Below are 15924 nucleotides of genomic sequence, written 5' to 3' on the forward strand. Positions count from 1 at the left end.
GACTATTCCGCGTATCGAAGGTGTTTTTGGTGAACACACCAGTCTGGAAATTTAGTTAGGAAAAAAATTACGCATCACCGAGTCGGGAGCCATAACTTTATCGAAATATATATAGGAAGATACGGGACTTCCGTGCCAATTAAGACTTGAATCTTTTGTTGCCGGAATTGATGAGTTCAACATATGAATCATGCCTTGATCAACACTTGCAACCTCACCTGTCGATCCGTATAATGCCCCAGTCGATCCTAGCACCATATCTAGCCTCATCGAATTTAGTCTTTTATCAAAAGCATCCTTTTCGAAGATGTCATTCGGGTCACGCGTAGCAGTTACATACAACATTTGATACGCCTTTTCCGCTGTAAATGCAGCGTAGGCAGCGTCTTTACGTGATAGGCCTTCTTCGTCTGTAAGACGATGAGCGAAGTAGGCCGTTAACCAAAAATGGTAATTCTTTCCGTTATCACAGGAGAACTTCATTCCCTTGGGGTACGAGTATCTACCCGTTTCTCCATTTTCAGAAAGCAGGTCTAATACTGGTGTAGCTCGAGAAATTGCAGAAAGCGCGGCGATAGACTTGTCAGAAGTGGTGCGCCCCACTAGTTGCTGAAGACGGTTGGATAAATTTGGTCCTGCGGTTGCGATGAGTCCGACTGCATCCCAAGCATTCTTTTTAGCTTCAGCATCTGTACAGCCATTTTCTTTGAACGACTGATAGAGATCATCAAAAAAATGGTTTTCCCCTGTTTTCTTTTGCTCGACCATCGAGATCATTTTTTTTGCAGCGGCGACTATTCCTTTTTCGAATTTCTTATCTGTCAAAGCCTTCAGCATCACTTCGGGGAGTGAGATATCGTCCGCTTTCATCCAATCAACTACTTTACTAAGTCCTTCACCGCATTTACCCGGCAAGCCATTTTTAGCGGCAATGCAAAGTCCGTTCGTCGCCAATGAAGATACCGCCTTGTTTGAAATGAACTGAGTACTACTTTTTTCTTTGTCCTTTGAGAGCTCACGGAGATATTTAGCGTTATCCATATTATTAACAGGGTTCAAATGTTTTTTTCCATCCAACACATTCTTGATGTCGCTGATATTCAGCTCATCATCTGCCAAAAAATACCCCTTTTGATAATAGTACATTCTTGTCTCAAGGTTTTTTGGAACTGAATATGCCCAGGCGCTAGTACTTGCCTCTGGTAAACCATGCAGCCAGTTTTCATCTTCGAATGGCACTTCAATGCCAGCATCTATTTTCTTTTTAACCCGCAAGGAACGCGGCATTTCGCGAGTTCCCAATTGGTCGCAAGTTTCCTTGATATTATCTGTCATTAATTTTTTTTGAATATAGAATGCGTCGTCTCTAGTTCTAATGTAAGCATCAGTTTTTTTAAATTCGAGGCACGCAGGATAGCTCGGGCCAGTTCGTAAAACACAATCTCCCGATTCGGCATCGTATTTATAATCTGGCCCCATCATTGCGATGCAATTGGGCGGACTTGCGAATGTAGAAAATGGCGCAAGTAGAAACGTGATGAAAATGAACTTCATTAGTCTATTCTATCCGCGGGGATCAAATATGCTAAATTAAATACCATAACGTAAGAACGCACGCACCTTTGTCTAGGTCCCTCGCCACATGCTGGCAGTTAGGAAACATTTACGAACCATGACAACCCAAGCAGCTGACAACACGCTGCGGAATCGCAGCGGAAATGAAAATGACAAGTTTGAACGCGCACTGAAATTACGAAAACTAGGATACGCCTAAAGCTCGAAGTCCTTGGACGACAGTAACGACTAAGACATAGGCTACGACATTAAAGGCGATCAACTGACCGACTGCCATCTTGATGGAGCCGCTTTCTTTGGCTTGGATCGCAACGGTGGTCATACATTGAAGCGCGATCATAAAGAATATCATAAGCCCAATCACACTGCTGATCGTAAAGACTTTCTGACCGTCTTTATTGACCGCCTCGCTCATTTGAGTGAGTAAGGATTGTTGTTGAGTGTCTTCGTTGTCGTCGGCAACGTTGAACGTTACTGCCAAGGATGAAACAAACACTTCACGTGCTGCAAAGGCCGAAATCAAGCCCACACCCACGCGCCAGTCAACTCCCATTGGAGCAACAACAGGTTCGATCACTTTACCCAATTGACCTGCGTAGGATTGCTCAAGCTTGTCATGGGCGTTTTCGTTATTGTAGTTCGGGAAGTTTGTTCCGACCCAAATGATCACCGCAAATACGAAAATCATAGGACCCGCGCGTTTCACGTAGTTCATCGTACGAGTCAAAGACTGACGAAGAAGAACGCGGAACTTAGGACGGCGGTAAATTGGAAGTTCCATCATAAAGAACGAGTTGTCATTATGCGGAAGGAACTTATTCACAATACCGGCAGCCAAGCCACCGACGAACAAGGACCCAAGATACAAGGACGCAAATACAATCCCGGCCATCAACGCCGATTCACCGTGGAACAGGAATGCGATCAACAAAGCATAAACCGGCAAACGAGCCGAACACTGCATAAGTGGAATCACGAAAGACGTGATCCAACGATCGCGAGCTGAAGAGATATTACGAGTCGCAATGATCGCAGGAACTGCGCAGGCAAAACCAGACAAAATCGGAACGAAAGAGCGACCGCTCATACCCAAGGCCGAGAACGGACGATCGATCAATGTTGCCGCACGCGCAAGGTAACCAGAACTTTCCAGCAACCCGATACCAAAGAACAAAATGAAAATCTGCGGAACGAATACCAGAACGGCACCGAAACTTGAAACCACGCCGTTTGCCAGGAAGTCGGCCCACAAGGTGCCCGGTCCTAAATCGTTGACGACTTTGTTTAAGAAGCTAAAACCTTGATCCACATAATCCATGAATGGCGCTGCCAACCAGAAAATGGAAGAAAACAGCGCACTCATGATGACTAAGAACATGATCAAACCAAATGTTGGGTGCAACAAAAGGCGATCGATCTTTTCCGTTTTCTCGACAATCTTTTTAAGGCGAACTTCCGGATGATCGGTTTTGTGAGAAAGAGCTTCCTTCGCAATGCGATCACACTCTTTCATTTTCAAATCTAATTCATCAAAGTCCCACACGCGAGGACGTTTGGGGAATGAATCTAGAGATACATTTTTGGCAGCTTCAACGATTTCAAGCAAGCCACCCGCTAGCAATCCATCAAATTGGATCACTGGACATTCAAGCGTTTTACGCAAGTACTCCATATCGATCTCGATACCTTCTTTGCGCAAAAGATCGGCCATCGTGATCACCACGATCATGGGGAACCCTGTTTCTTTCACTTGCAAAGCTAGTTGCAAGTGACGAGACAACTGCGTGCCATCCAAAACTACCACGATGGCAGTGGCTTCACCGAATTCAGGATTTTCATAGATAGATTTGATTGTGACAACTTCGTCAGCACTCTTAGGATGAAGACTGTAAGTCCCCGGCGTATCCATCGCCAAGATACCAGTGCCCAAATGTGGAGCTAGTTTTCCAAGAGAATACTCGACCGTCGCACCCGGATAGTTCACGGTTTTAAAACGCGAACCCGTCAGCCAATTATAGAGAGTTGTTTTCCCAGAGTTCGGCGCACCGACCAGAGCGATTACACGTTCTTCACTGCCTGCAGCAGCAACGTTTACGCTTTCAACGTCACTTGGGCACATGCCGCCTCCTCATTACGTAAAGCCAAAAAGCTGGTTTTGAAACGAACAAGCAGCGGACCACCGAAAGGTGCTCTGCCCAGGATCGTTAATTCCATACCAGAACGCAGTCCCATTTCATGAAGACGTTCACGCAAGAGATGCTCCCCGTCTATTTTAAGGATTTCAACGGTCTGACCCGGCTTTAATTTGGCGTCTAACAAAGTCATTTTTCCCTCTGAGAATGCGCGAATTACTAGTTAAAGTTATACCCCCGCAAATGGTAGTTCTTTACCCCCAGGTCCAGGCATTGAAAACCAGTTGATAATGGGTTTCATTCCAGCCCCCGTGGAGGCTGCTTAAAGTGAGGCCCTATCGAAGACAATGGTCGTGATTTTGAGGCCTTAGATTAAGTTCCCCCCTTTAAACCCGATCTGAAAATAGATGCTATTTAAAGCCAAAACCACCCTTGTTGCCGGCTTCCTGTTATCTGCTTCTGTTGCACCAGCGGCGGAGCTTTTCTATGCGCCGGGCTTTTGTGATCCCAAGGCTCTGACTGTTTTCGTTCAAAACAAATCAGCCGAACCTGAAAAATGGTGGACCCAGGTTCATGAAAACGGCGTTGTCAAAGAGGGCTATCAGGAACTCGATGCGAAATCAGAAATGAAATTAGCGGGAGCAGACTTCCTGCCCGATAAGCGTGGTTTTTCTGTGAAAGCAGCGACAGCGAATGTTTTACGTTTTACTTTAACTTGTGACTCGCAAAAGGTTTTATTGGGTTCAACGACCTCACCTCAAGTAACACATTACCTTCCTGCGAACACGTCCGTGGTGAAGCTTTCGTTGTTAAACCTTTACTTGAACTCTAATGATCTGAACTTAAAAGCCTTTGATACCGCGGGTTTGCTGATGGAAGAAAAGTCCGTGCACTTTACAAAGCATTATGAAACACAAAACTTAAAGTGGAACTTGAGTCGTACAGTATCCAGAGTGGAAATCACGGCTCCGAATCGTTTTCATTCTGAAGTGTTTTATGGTGACGACGACAAACAAAGTCCTCCCCTGGCTTTGGCGCCAGTTAGATTGCCTGCGGATATTTCTAAAAAGTACTTCCTGATTTCGACCAAGACTCCGAGCGAGAACGGCTCCTTTGTAATTGGTCTGGATGACGAAGAAACAATCGCGACCGCTCGCGAGCAAATCCGTCGCCCTGAACTTGAAAAGATCATCGTGGCACGAATTGCTTTAGGGATTGGTCCAGTTGCGAACCGAAACTTTCAGGCCCGCGATAAAGCTCCCTATTCCTGGAATGTGACTTATGTCGATGCGTTTGGGGATTTTGCGCACATTGATTGCGATGGCAACCCTGATCTGGTCGAAGAACGCTTACAACAGCGCTTAAACGAAGGCGGTCGCATTTGTTTCTGGCGCTATCGTGTGGTGCGTGAGCTGACTCCTTTTGAAGTGAGCTCAGGGATTTTATCTAAGCCTTAGTTATTTTCCGACAGTTGTCGAAGCGCCTTGGCCTTGAGTTTCCTCAACCGAAACCACGACTTTTTGCACGCCGTATTTTTTGAATTCTGCATAGAACTCTTCCGCTAAAATCTGAGAGAGATTTTCAACACTAGTATTCGTCACAGGCAGCAAGATCACTTCGTTTAACGGGAAAACATAAAAACGATCACGGAAAGTCACTTCCAGGGACTTATCCGTTTTTTTGAATTTCATGTCGGGATGATTTTGCGGCAACAGAACGATTTCGTCCCACACATCCAAGCGCGCCTTGATGAATTTCTTAAAGACATTGAAATCCATGAAATAACCGTCAGAGTGCTGAGCTTCGTCGGCTGGGGCATTGATGTCGACTTTGACCTGATAATTGTGGCCATGAAGCTTTTCCGCATGCGTTTCATCAAAAATCAGAAAGTGGGCTGCTGAAAATTTGAAATTTTGCTTGGCCAAATGCAAGGTGGTCGTAGACATATCTCTCCCTAGTGGTTATATCCATAGCATGAAATTCGAACTGAAACAGCATTTTCAAATTGAATCCGCCCGATTCCTGCCCCATTTGCCAGCCAGTCATCCTTGTTCACGCATGCACGGCCACAGCTTTAAGATTGTGCTGACTCTTGTTGGACCCTTGGATGAAAAAATTGGATGGGTCATCGACTATAACGACATTCAAGCGGCGATGAAACCAATTCTGGAACAGATCGATCACCACGTTTTGAATGAAGTGGCGGGGCTGGAAAATCCCACGTCAGAGCTTCTGGCAAAATGGATCTTTGACCATGCGAAAAAAGTGCTCCCGATTTTGACTCGTGTTTCAGTCGCGGAAACGCCACTGACCGAATGTGCCTACCCCGCATAAGGACTGGTCTAGAACCGTCAATTGACAGTTTTTCCCTTTAGAATCGCTCGCTCCACCTTGTAGAATAAATTCTGAGATGGAGTGAGCTTTTTGTTTTTAAAGGGATCGATTTTATTCAGCCTTTTAGTTTTGAGCTTAGGAGTGTCGGCACAACCGAACACACCGGCAAAACGTAACAAGAAGACGCCGGTCACGATCACCTCGCAGCCGGTACTCACTCCATCGAAAACTTCTCCTCCGCCAACGCCGCATCCATCGCCGACACCCACTGGTGTTTCTGCAGCAGACAGCGCAAGATCCGAAGCAACTAAGAAAGCTATCAAAAGGGATTACGAAAATTCTCTGCAAGTCGGTATGCTTTTAAAAACTTTGAAAGCGACGACTTCGGGAGCTGGCGACAATCACAACGTGGCACTGGATCCGAACACTCCGCCCGGCTATGCCCTGGGTTATTCCAACCGACCACTAGGTATCTCTTTGGAAGCCAACGTGGCTTACGGGGCGGCTCGTGCGGATAAAGTGGCAACTTCAGCTGAAGACTATCAGCTTCGTTATTTCAATGGCCGCTTAGGGGCTGAGTTTATTTATCAGCGCTATAAAGGATTCAATCAAAGCCCGACCGCTGATGCGAATAATGATGGCTTCATCACGGCTGACGAATATTCTTTGCCGGATTTAAAAATCTCGATGCTACAATCACAATTTGAGTGGGCTTACTATGGCGTGAGTGCCTTGGAAGCTTTTGGTCCCAGCTGGAAAAAGCCTTCGGTGGACGGCTTGGCTTTTTATGCATTGATGAGTCTGTCACAAGTTGAAATTGAAAATCCCACTCCGTTCCTGCCACAAAGTGCGCCCGCCGATTACGGCGAAGATGCTACTTTGGTGAAGGGAAAATATCAGAGTATGGCCGTGGGCCTGGGGTCTTCGTATGTGTGGCAGTGGACCAGATTTTACGTCGCGATTTTCGGAAGCGCGCAAGCGGGGCCGCAAAAGCAAGTTTACGAAACGACCACCACTCGCTGGGATAATCTAAAATACACGTGGTGGGTTCAAGCCAAGATGGCGATCGGTTATGACTGGGGCCCTTGGTACGTCAGCATCATCGGGCACACCCAGCCCGTCAACGTCGACCTGAAAACGATGGATATGTCGTTCTTCTCGCAAGCCGCCGGGCTGTATGTTGGATCGCGCTTTTAGCGCGAAACGTAGGCTCCCGCTTTTAAGGTGCCAGGTCCTAGTTACATATGCAGCGCAGAACCGCTGCGGTTCCGCACTGCATTCCGAAAAGGGAACTGTTACCCGATAAGGGACGCGTTTACTTTTACGGAAGGTCCTAGGTTCAATTGGGCTCCGAATTTTTCGCGGAATGAAGGTGGATAAAGCATCACGATTGTGGAGCCCATTCGGAACATTCCGAGCTCATCGCCACGTTTTACAGTCAATGCCGGAGAGTATTTTTTGTGTTGGTATTCTGGCTCGCCCGCTTGGTTCCCGCGGATTTTTTCGTCAAAACTTAGAACGATGTGACCTACGTTCGTAGCACCTACGAATACGACTCCCACAGGGCCCATATCTGTTTGCACTTCCACCAAAACACGCTCGTTGATCGAGAAAAGATCTTTGACGTTCGTAGTGCTCCATTCATTTACGGGCCATAACTCCCCTGGCATATAACGTACATCACTGATGCCACCATCCACGGGAGAGTGCACACGGTGATAGTCCGTTGGGCAAAGATAGTAAGTCATAAAGAACCCACCATCCCATTTTTTATAAGCATCTGGATCCATCGTGAACTCTTTTAGTTCATAAGTGTGACCCTTTGCCTGAATCAGAGTGCCTTTCTCAATTTGTTGAGCTTGCGTGATCACGCTGTCAGCAGGATGAACAGCCCATGAGTTGCCAACCGGGCGGATACCTGGTTTGAGCTTACGAATGAAGAACTCACCAATGCTTGGGTATTGGTCATAAGCTTTTTCAGCGTCCTCAAGAGCGATGTTATACCACCAGGCAAAGCCGCGGATAGACAGGTTTGCCCACCATTTAGGCCCTTCAAAGTGCATTATTTTTCCAACCAGGCGGCTGAGGCTTCTTTTAGGTAAAATACGAGTGATTGCTGACATATATAAATTATCTAACTGAAGTTACCCCCTTTGTCACGACACGAGCTTTCTGATATAAGCTTTGAAAACAAAAAGTTAATCGATTTGGCTTTTAACAGGGGCCCGCGAGGTGGAAATGGCGAAGATATTCAATAATATCGAGATTCCTATTGATCAGGATCTTGAAGAGAAACTTCAATGGTTAGTTCCCGAGCATGGGCCCTACCGCATCCTTCGCCAAAGCGTCGACGCCCGTCGCGCTCACTCTCCCCACTTCGTTTATTCAATTGAGGTCGCCGAAAAAGGCGAGACCCTTAATATTCCTGAATTCAATTTAGAAAAAATCGCGACTCCTAAAGAGAAACCCTTGATTGTGGGCACGGGTCCTGCGGGTCTGTTTGCAGCTTTGCGCTTTGTCGAGCGCGGAGTGCCTTGCGTGCTGTTTGAACGTGGTTCTGATTCAGGAGCCCGCATGAAGGGCATCAATCAGTACTGGCGTCATGGCAAACTCGACACACGTAACAACGTTTGTTTCGGTGAGGGCGGCGCGGGTCTTTATTCTGACGGTAAACTTATCACGCGTATTAAATCTCCGCACATTCCTTATGTGATGAATCGCCTGGTGCAATTTGGTGCGCCAGCGGAAATTCAATGGTTGTCGAATCCTCACGTGGGTTCGGATCGTATTCGTCGTGTGATTCCAAAACTTCGTGAATACTTAAAAGCCAATGGTTGCGAAATCCATTTCAACACTCAGGTGACTGAAGTTTTAATGGAAGGTAAGCAAACTGTCGGCGTTCGCACAGAGCACGGCACTGAGTTTAAGTCTCCGCATGTGATCTTGGCGACGGGTCACTCGGCTGAAGACATGATCAATCACTTGAACGACATTGGCGTGCACCTGGATGGTAAATCCTTTGCTATGGGTCTGCGTATCGAGCATTCCCAAGCCGAGATCAATAAAATCCAGTATCGTCAGTTTTCTGAACATCCAAAATTGGGTGCTGCGAACTACAAACTTGCAGACCATGACGATAAAACCGGCATCGGCGTTTACTCTTTCTGTATGTGCCCAGGTGGTTACGTATTATCTGCGGGAACTGAAGAAGACGGTATCGTGTGTAACGGGATGAGTAACTATAATCGTAACTCCCCGTTTGCGAATGCGGCGATCGTGGTTTCTATCGATCACAACAAACTTTTCGGCAATGACGTGTTCGGCGGAATGAAACTGCGCCGTCAGCTGGAAACTCAAGCTTTGAAATCAGTGCGCGAAGCTGGCGGAACAAAAGAATTGCCAGCACAAAACCTTTTGGATTTCTTAGGCGGCCCCTCTAAAAAAGGTCCTCGCAATTTGCGTGCGGGTTCTTCACCTTCGGGCGCGATCAATATCCGCCTGGATGAGATTTTACCGGCACACATGACTAAACGTATTCAAGAAGGCCTTCAGAAATTCAACCGCAACATGAAGGGCTTCGTGGTTGAAGACGCGCAATTGTACGGAATTGAATCCCGCACGAGCTGCCCGGTGCGCGTCACGCGAGATAATGAGTCTTTAGAGAGCATTTCTCATGCGGGATTGTACCCAGCAGGAGAAGGCGCAGGGTACGCAGGCGGAATCACTTCGGCCGCGTGCGATGGCATCAAAATCGCTGAAAAAATCATCGAAAAGCTTATGTAACGCTAGCTCCCGTTGAAATGTCCATGATAGCCTTTTATTTCTTAGGAGCTGTCATGGACATCAAAAGCCTGCTGAACAATCTCGATTTAAAATCTATTCCCTGTGAATACTGCGACGTGCGCATTGAAGAAACCTTTCAAAGCTCGATTCGCTTTCAAAACCATGAACTCACAACCAGCCTGGAAAAAAGCTCTGTCGGCGCTTTCTTGCGCGTTCGTCAACATGGCCAGTGGTATTTTTCCGCCACCACGGAACTGACGACTCTTAAAGAGCAGCTTCTGACACTTGCGACCTCTCCAGATATTGGTGGCGGAACGGCTTGGACAAAGCTTCCTGGAAATTATGGTCATTTTGAAAATGTTCAGTCAGCTAAGATCAATCCTGCTTTGATTTTTTTGAACGAAAAAGTCGAGTTGATTAAAAAGTACGATGAGCTTTCAAAAAATAATCCATTGGTGAAAAGCAGCCGTTCTGTCTATGGCGACATTTATAAAATGAAATCCTACAAAAATTCTGTGGGAACTTCGTTTCAGTATGACTTCACTCAATGCGGTGCTACCTTTATGTTTGATCTTGCAGAAGACGGCAAAATGTTCTCGGACCGCGCCTCGATTTATGGAAACAGTTTTGCCGAAATAAAAAACCAGGAACACGAAATCCTGGGAGTTCTTAATAACTCCCATAAATTCCTTCATGCACCTTTGGTGACACCTGGAAAATACAATCTGGTTTTGAACCCAGAGATCACGGGCGTTTTTGTGCATGAGTCTTTTGGTCATATGTCAGAAGCGGATTCTATGATTGGCGACCCCGTGGCGAAAGAAACCTGGAAGCTGGGGAAAAAGGTTGCAGCGGATTTTATTTCTATCGTTGATTCCGGCTCTCACGAAGGTGGTTCGGGATATTGTCCGATTGATGATGAAGGCCATAAAGCGACCAAAACCTATTTGGTAAAAAATGGCATACTGTCAGGACGCCTGCACTCATTTGATACAGCCTTGGCATTGGACGAACAACCCACAGGAAATGGTCGAGCGATCGGTTTTGAATTTGATCCCATCGTGCGTATGACGTCTACCTATATTGAAAATGGCACAACACCCATCGAGGATCTTTTCAAGATGGCTGGCGACGGTATCTACATTGAAAACTTCGATTACGGCACTGGTGGAGATTTATTTACGGTGGCGCCTTCTCGCGCCTACACCATCAAAGACGGAAAGCTCTCGACACCCATTCGCGCGAGTGTGATCAGTGGACAGCTGTTTGAGACTCTGCATAACATTCAAGCGATCTCAAACGACTTCAAATTAGAACATTCCGCTTTGGGTGGTTGTGGTAAGGGAGGACAATTCCCACTGCCCGTTTCCGATGGTGGTCCGACAATTCTTGTTAAAGACATGCAGGTGAGCTAATGAAATTTGATACATTAACTTTCACAACCGATATGACAGAGATGAAGGTTCAAGGGAGCCGCATTTCATCCATTCAGACTCAGAATATTCAAAAGTCAGCTGCGCGCATTTTTAAAAATGGCGAGATTTTTTCTTCGGCTGTCGTGGGTGCTATCACTCCCGAGCAGCTATTAGAAAAAGCTGAAAGACCTGGCAATATGGGGCTGAGCTATGACTATGATTTACCCGCTACGGCAGAACTCAAAAGTCAGCACTCGGCTTTAGGTTCTCGGGATGCGACTTTGACGTCCTTTAAAAACTTTATCGGCGATCTTAAGAAGGACTTTCCGCATTTAAATTTTTCAGGAAGATTTGCAGTTAATAAATCAGGATCCACATTTAAGAGCAATTACACCGGGACACTCGAAAGCAGCGGCGAAAAGTGCGAAGGTTACCTGTTGTACAAAAGATTTGGAGCGGTGGAATTTGCGGAAGGCTTTTTCATGCTGGACGGAGCTGCCCCGGATTTTACAGCTATCAGAAAACAATACGAGCCCTTACTTCAAGCTGTAACCCTGACTTCATCCATTGAAGCTAAGAAGATGCCGGTTTTGATTTTTGATTATGACGATATTTTGCAAAAAATCACGGATGACATAAAACCCGAAAAACTCCACAGCGGAAGCTCGTTCCTTTCTGGCAAATTGGGGACTGATATCTTTAACTCCCAAATTACCATCAAAGACATCAGTTACGATCCAAGCCTTGGAGCCTTTAGTCGTTTTGATGGCGAAGGTGTGCTTCACCAAAACCCTGTGGTTTTCAAAAATGGTACTTTCTCAAATATTCTTTACGATCTTCGCCAGGCTAAAAAAGCTGGCACGTTAAGCACGGGGAATGGAATCCGAGCTTTCGACACAGGAGTCAATTGCAGACCTCATGGATTGACGCTTACTCGCGGCAACACAAAGACCTGGGACATGATTAAAGATCTTCCCGAGTGCCTGGTATTAGTTGCAAGTTACGGCGGCGCGATCACGGATCAATGGGAGTTTTCAAATCCCGTTCAAGTGGGCATGCTCTTCCGTCATGGCAAAGCTGTAGGACGTATTCCTTCAGTCAGCGTAAAGGGACTTCTGCGCGATATGTTGGGTCAGGATTTAATCGGACTTTCCAGTGATTCGTTCTCGGGAAATCAATCCCCTGCCATCCTCACCCAAATGGAAGTGATCACGCACTAGTGAATGCTAAACAACAAACGCACTTGATTATGTTGGCTGAGTCCTCAATAATTTTATTTTAGAGGAGACTTGGAAATGCATATTTTAGGGGTTTTGTTGATTGGCTTTCTGGTAGGACTCGTAGCTCGCTTCTTTATGCCGGGCAAACAGGGCTTGGGCATTATCATGACAACTATCCTGGGCATCATCGGTGCGGTGGTGGGAACTTATGTCGGGCAACTTTTAGGATGGTATGCAGAGGGAGAACCAGCTGGTTTTATCGCTTCTGTTTTCGGTGCTATGGTAGTTTTGTTCGTCGCAAAACTGTTATCAAAAAAATAGAAATATCGGGTGGAAACGGTTACTTAAAGAGTTCGTCTCCACCCTCTCTTTGGCGCCCTAATTGGGCACTTCGACAGTCTGTTTTCATTTAGATCACATATATACGTTATAAGTCCATTTTGAGACGGTATCGCATTTGCTTTAAATCCCCCAAAAGGGATTTAACTATGAAGAAACTGAATTGGGCTTTCTCCATTGCGATAGCTTTGTCTGGCGTCTTGGCGCACGCGGAATCTGACCGACCACTGGGCATTCAGGATGACTCCGTTAAATTGGTAGAGTTACCAAATCAACCTTCCCGTTTGGTATTTGGTGACGGCCGTGAAGCCACGTTGATGGTTTCCAAAGATACTATCGCTCAAGTTAATGTCCCTTTTAAAATTACCGAGAATAATTGCGCACCCTCCGCACGAGCGCCTCGCTGTACATATACGATGAATTTGGCTCGTTCGTTCGCAAATTATCTTTGGACGAAAAATCCAGATGCCAGCCGCTTGGGCCAACCTTTAATAGTCAGCTATGGTGGCGATCAAAATCAGCCTGTAAACCCACAGGATATTATAACTACCAATTATACCAAGTTCGCAAGCCCCAATACTCCGAACAGCCTTACTGCCGACACCATCACTTGTGATCAAATGGACTGGTTGCCGCAAGGCCAACAACGCGAACAAAACGTAACGATGAAATTGTGGTCTGGCGAAGTTATGACTGCAAATTCTGAATCCGACATGAATGAAAATCAGGCATTTTTCACTTATGGTGATCTTACTTGGCAGCGTCAGGGAAATAAACTGACGCTTAAAAATATCAAACAATTAAATACGATCGTTCTGTTTCCAGCTTTGACAGATACATCCATGATCATCATGGATGACAGAGGTCAAGAATGCCAAATCTCTAGCGCGGGTTCACTGAAAGCCTTAAATGGAGTGGGCTCGTCACCATCGACAGAGCTCGTCGATATCGCACCTCCATCACTAAGAATACGCCAGACTCCAAACTTAAAATTTTCCCTGGATTACCCGTTGAACCAGGTTAATGGTGGGAAATATATCAAATGAAAAATTTTATAACTCTATCATTAGTTTTGCTTCTGTCTGCGGCAGCATCTGCACAAGACAAGAGTCTTTCTGATTCCTCTTACTTGAATAAATTAAGTATGTCCTTGCGTGGATACGCACCTTCCCTGGAAGAATACGCAAACCTACAGAAGGCGCAGTCTGAATCCGGTGGCTCTGCCGCGTTCTTGCAAGAGACTATTCGCAATTATATGAAGACTCCGCACTACCGCGAAAGAATGGTCTTGAGAGTTGATGATCTTCTTTTCTTAAAAGCGTCCGGCGCAAATCTGGCTTTAAATCCCCAATCTCAACAGATGTACGGCGGATTCATGGATTACAAACAGTTTTCCTCAGCTCAAAATTTAACTCGCGCGATCACAGCGAATAACCTTTCCTGGGATCAGATTCTGACGGGGAAGGATTATAAAGTGCCATACTTCGAGGGGGAGAACTATAATGAGTTGGCCTTTTATGATGGCCCTCGCGGAACCAAGCAGGATCTAAGCTATACATTCTTGGATATCAATCCACCGAGCACTCCGCCTAAGTTTCAAGATATTCATTTTGCTGAAAACGATCCGCGCATTGCTGGAATCATCACAACTCAACGTTTTTATGCGCGCTATACAACGACGGCTCTAAATAAAAATCGTCGTCGTGCAGCGGCTGTTTTCAGGATTTTCCTGTGCGATCCTATGGCCGCGGCAATTCCTGAAGTTCATGATACTTCGAAATTAAAAGACCTTATTTTCCCGGCAAATGGTCAAGTGACCGAAAGCCAAGTGCGTGAAATTTTGGACGACAAGCACGGAACGCAAGAAGACTGTATGAAGTGTCACTATAAATTGGATCCCTTGGGTGCAACTTTAAGAGCAAGTCCTTTGGTATTGCATGAACGCCCGTCCGCGGGAAGTTTGGTTTATCGTCGCGCGAACGGCGAAATGGTGAACAAGCATGTCGCTGGCGTTGGTGAACTTGCAAAAGCGATCACTGAGCAGCCGGAATACGCTGCTTGCCAAGTTGGCTATTTCTGGAATTGGTTCATTGGTTCTGACATTCCAAGAACTGCGGAAATCAATCAGTCATTGATTGAGAAATTCAATCAATTGGGTCGCAAAACGAATGACTTCGTGGCCTACATGGTCAGCCGTCCAGAATTCCGTCAAAGAAAACTCTCGACTCCACAAGCAGTGATGGCTTCAAATGTTCGTACTTTTTTACAGCGCTGTGATTCTTGCCACATGAGTCAGCAGCCGCATCTGCCAGCTTTTGCAAAATGGCCCATCGGCGGAGATGCTGGAAGTGCAAAATCATGGCTTCGTCAAATTTCAAAAGAACTGGATCTTGAACACGGCGGAGACAACCGCAGTATGCCTCCAGAAGATGGCTTCCGTCCATCCAAGGGTGATCTAAAGCTGATTAAGCAATGGATTGAATTGGGTGCCCCTGATGACCAAGGAAAAGTGATGGTGACGCCATGAAAAATATTTTGATTCTTTTATTGCTAATTAGCTCATCAGCACAGGCTGCTTTTGACTTAACTAACACGCGTTACCTCAGCGGCACTGAAGTTGTGGAACGACTTAACTTACTTTTTCCCCATGCTAAGAAGTATGCGACCGATAATGGCAATTTGCTTTGTTATATCCGCGCAACTGATCAATCCGCATCTGGGATAAGCAACCCTGCCACGGGTCGCTCTATTTATCTGGAACCAGGAACCGCATTCTTCACTTGGTATAAAAAATGTGTCGATACATATCTCTATTACGAGTTTCAAAAAATTACGCCCGAAGTTTCAAAAAATCAGCTCGGACCGCTTTACAACGCAGCTATTGAACTCGACAACGCACGCGTCACAATATTTTCAGATGCCGAATTGATGACTTTGCTAAACTATCAGATGGCCCGCATTTTAGGTCCTGATGAAGTGATTTTAGAGTTTGGGTACATCACTGATCTTAATCAATTCCGCCAGGAGCTTCTAAAAAAAGCAAAGTCCTACGGAGATTTGAAATACTTTTTGCAAATCATTGAACTTGAGCTCATCAGCCGTGATGAGTTCCTAAGCTACTAAAGA

General features: G+C 45.9%; 15 protein-coding genes. 10 read left to right on the top strand and 5 right to left on the bottom strand.

From position 1 onward, the window contains the following. Window positions 1-51: 51 nt before the first annotated feature. The 3 genes from DOM22_RS10950 to DOM22_RS10960 form a co-directional block, all read right to left on the bottom strand. Window positions 52-1554 (bottom strand): hypothetical protein, encoded by a 1503-nt coding sequence (locus tag DOM22_RS10950; protein ID WP_142700411.1) that lies wholly within the window; start codon window positions 1552-1554, stop codon window positions 52-54. Window positions 1555-1759: 205 nt separating this feature from the next. Next, window positions 1760-3694 carry a ferrous iron transporter B gene (locus tag DOM22_RS10955; protein ID WP_246845591.1) on the bottom strand — a complete coding sequence of 645 codons (1935 nt, stop codon included), beginning with the start codon at window positions 3692-3694 and terminating at the stop codon, window positions 1760-1762. Further along, window positions 3667-3900, bottom strand: a complete 234-nt coding sequence (locus DOM22_RS10960) for a FeoA family protein (protein ID WP_142700413.1) — start codon at window positions 3898-3900, stop codon at window positions 3667-3669. Before DOM22_RS10960 ends, DOM22_RS10955 begins: the two co-directional genes overlap by 28 nt. 214 nt (window positions 3901-4114) lie before the next feature. Between DOM22_RS10960 and DOM22_RS10965 the strand changes: the two genes are divergently transcribed. After that, on the top strand, window positions 4115-5164 hold the full coding sequence (locus DOM22_RS10965; protein ID WP_142700414.1) for a hypothetical protein: 1050 nt from the start codon (window positions 4115-4117) through the stop codon (window positions 5162-5164). Here DOM22_RS10965 and DOM22_RS10970 read toward each other — a convergent pair whose 3' ends face one another. Continuing rightward, entirely contained in the window at window positions 5165-5653 is a 489-nt protein-coding gene (locus DOM22_RS10970; RefSeq protein WP_142700415.1) for a 6-carboxytetrahydropterin synthase, read from the bottom strand. A 28-nt stretch (window positions 5654-5681) separates the two neighbouring features. Between DOM22_RS10970 and queD the strand changes: the two genes are divergently transcribed. Next, window positions 5682-6041 (top strand): 6-carboxytetrahydropterin synthase QueD, encoded by a 360-nt coding sequence (gene queD, locus DOM22_RS10975; RefSeq protein ID WP_142700416.1) that lies wholly within the window; start codon window positions 5682-5684, stop codon window positions 6039-6041. A gap of 141 nt (window positions 6042-6182) precedes the next feature. Then, complete coding sequence (locus tag DOM22_RS10980; RefSeq protein ID WP_210415615.1) at window positions 6183-7238, top strand: DUF4421 family protein; 1056 nt, start codon at window positions 6183-6185, stop codon at window positions 7236-7238. Between the two features lie 98 nt (window positions 7239-7336). Here the strand turns inward: DOM22_RS10980 and asd are convergent, their stop codons facing one another. After that, complete coding sequence (gene asd, locus DOM22_RS10985) at window positions 7337-8164, bottom strand: archaetidylserine decarboxylase (RefSeq protein WP_246845592.1); 828 nt, start codon at window positions 8162-8164, stop codon at window positions 7337-7339. Window positions 8165-8279: 115 nt separating this feature from the next. Here asd and DOM22_RS10990 point away from each other — a divergent pair, with 115 nt between their 5' ends. The 7 genes from DOM22_RS10990 to DOM22_RS11020 all read left to right on the top strand — a co-directional run bounded on the left by DOM22_RS10990 (window position 8280) and on the right by DOM22_RS11020 (window position 15921). Continuing rightward, window positions 8280-9824, top strand: a complete 1545-nt coding sequence (locus tag DOM22_RS10990) for an NAD(P)/FAD-dependent oxidoreductase (RefSeq protein ID WP_142700418.1) — start codon at window positions 8280-8282, stop codon at window positions 9822-9824. A 53-nt stretch (window positions 9825-9877) separates the two neighbouring features. After that, a complete protein-coding gene (locus tag DOM22_RS10995) occupies window positions 9878-11239 on the top strand; it encodes a TldD/PmbA family protein (RefSeq protein WP_168196634.1) in 1362 nt (453 codons plus the stop codon). After that, a complete protein-coding gene (locus tag DOM22_RS11000; protein WP_142700420.1) occupies window positions 11239-12459 on the top strand; it encodes a metallopeptidase TldD-related protein in 1221 nt (406 codons plus the stop codon). The genes DOM22_RS10995 and DOM22_RS11000 overlap by 1 nt, the downstream gene beginning before the upstream one ends. Window positions 12460-12534: 75 nt before the next feature. Next, window positions 12535-12780: a GlsB/YeaQ/YmgE family stress response membrane protein gene (locus tag DOM22_RS11005; protein WP_142700421.1), complete on the top strand. Its 246-nt coding sequence runs from the start codon at window positions 12535-12537 to the stop codon at window positions 12778-12780. 167 nt (window positions 12781-12947) lie between these two features. Then, window positions 12948-13844, top strand: a complete 897-nt coding sequence (locus DOM22_RS11010) for a hypothetical protein (protein ID WP_142700422.1) — start codon at window positions 12948-12950, stop codon at window positions 13842-13844. Then, window positions 13841-15325 (top strand): DUF1588 domain-containing protein, encoded by a 1485-nt coding sequence (locus tag DOM22_RS11015; RefSeq protein WP_142700423.1) that lies wholly within the window; start codon window positions 13841-13843, stop codon window positions 15323-15325. Before DOM22_RS11010 ends, DOM22_RS11015 begins: the two co-directional genes overlap by 4 nt. Next, on the top strand, window positions 15322-15921 hold the full coding sequence (locus DOM22_RS11020; RefSeq protein ID WP_142700424.1) for a hypothetical protein: 600 nt from the start codon (window positions 15322-15324) through the stop codon (window positions 15919-15921). The genes DOM22_RS11015 and DOM22_RS11020 overlap by 4 nt, the downstream gene beginning before the upstream one ends. Window positions 15922-15924: the final 3 nt, after the last annotated feature.

This window comes from Bdellovibrio sp. ZAP7, from assembly GCF_006874645.1.
In the GTDB taxonomy this organism is placed as follows: domain Bacteria; phylum Bdellovibrionota; class Bdellovibrionia; order Bdellovibrionales; family Bdellovibrionaceae; genus Bdellovibrio.

Coding starts and splice junctions, on each gene's coding strand:
- DOM22_RS10950 (WP_142700411.1), bottom strand. CDS start 1,554: ATGAAGTTCATTTTCATCACGTTTCTACTTGCGCCATTTTCTACATTC.
- DOM22_RS10955 (WP_246845591.1), bottom strand. CDS start 3,694: ATGTGCCCAAGTGACGTTGAAAGCGTAAACGTTGCTGCTGCAGGCAGT.
- DOM22_RS10960 (WP_142700413.1), bottom strand. CDS start 3,900: ATGACTTTGTTAGACGCCAAATTAAAGCCGGGTCAGACCGTTGAAATC.
- DOM22_RS10965 (WP_142700414.1), top strand. CDS start 4,115: ATGCTATTTAAAGCCAAAACCACCCTTGTTGCCGGCTTCCTGTTATCT.
- DOM22_RS10970 (WP_142700415.1), bottom strand. CDS start 5,653: ATGTCTACGACCACCTTGCATTTGGCCAAGCAAAATTTCAAATTTTCA.
- queD (WP_142700416.1), top strand. CDS start 5,682: ATGAAATTCGAACTGAAACAGCATTTTCAAATTGAATCCGCCCGATTC.
- asd (WP_246845592.1), bottom strand. CDS start 8,164: ATGTCAGCAATCACTCGTATTTTACCTAAAAGAAGCCTCAGCCGCCTG.
- DOM22_RS10990 (WP_142700418.1), top strand. CDS start 8,280: ATGGCGAAGATATTCAATAATATCGAGATTCCTATTGATCAGGATCTT.
- DOM22_RS10995 (WP_168196634.1), top strand. CDS start 9,878: ATGGACATCAAAAGCCTGCTGAACAATCTCGATTTAAAATCTATTCCC.
- DOM22_RS11000 (WP_142700420.1), top strand. CDS start 11,239: ATGAAATTTGATACATTAACTTTCACAACCGATATGACAGAGATGAAG.
- DOM22_RS11005 (WP_142700421.1), top strand. CDS start 12,535: ATGCATATTTTAGGGGTTTTGTTGATTGGCTTTCTGGTAGGACTCGTA.
- DOM22_RS11010 (WP_142700422.1), top strand. CDS start 12,948: ATGAAGAAACTGAATTGGGCTTTCTCCATTGCGATAGCTTTGTCTGGC.
- DOM22_RS11015 (WP_142700423.1), top strand. CDS start 13,841: ATGAAAAATTTTATAACTCTATCATTAGTTTTGCTTCTGTCTGCGGCA.
- DOM22_RS11020 (WP_142700424.1), top strand. CDS start 15,322: ATGAAAAATATTTTGATTCTTTTATTGCTAATTAGCTCATCAGCACAG.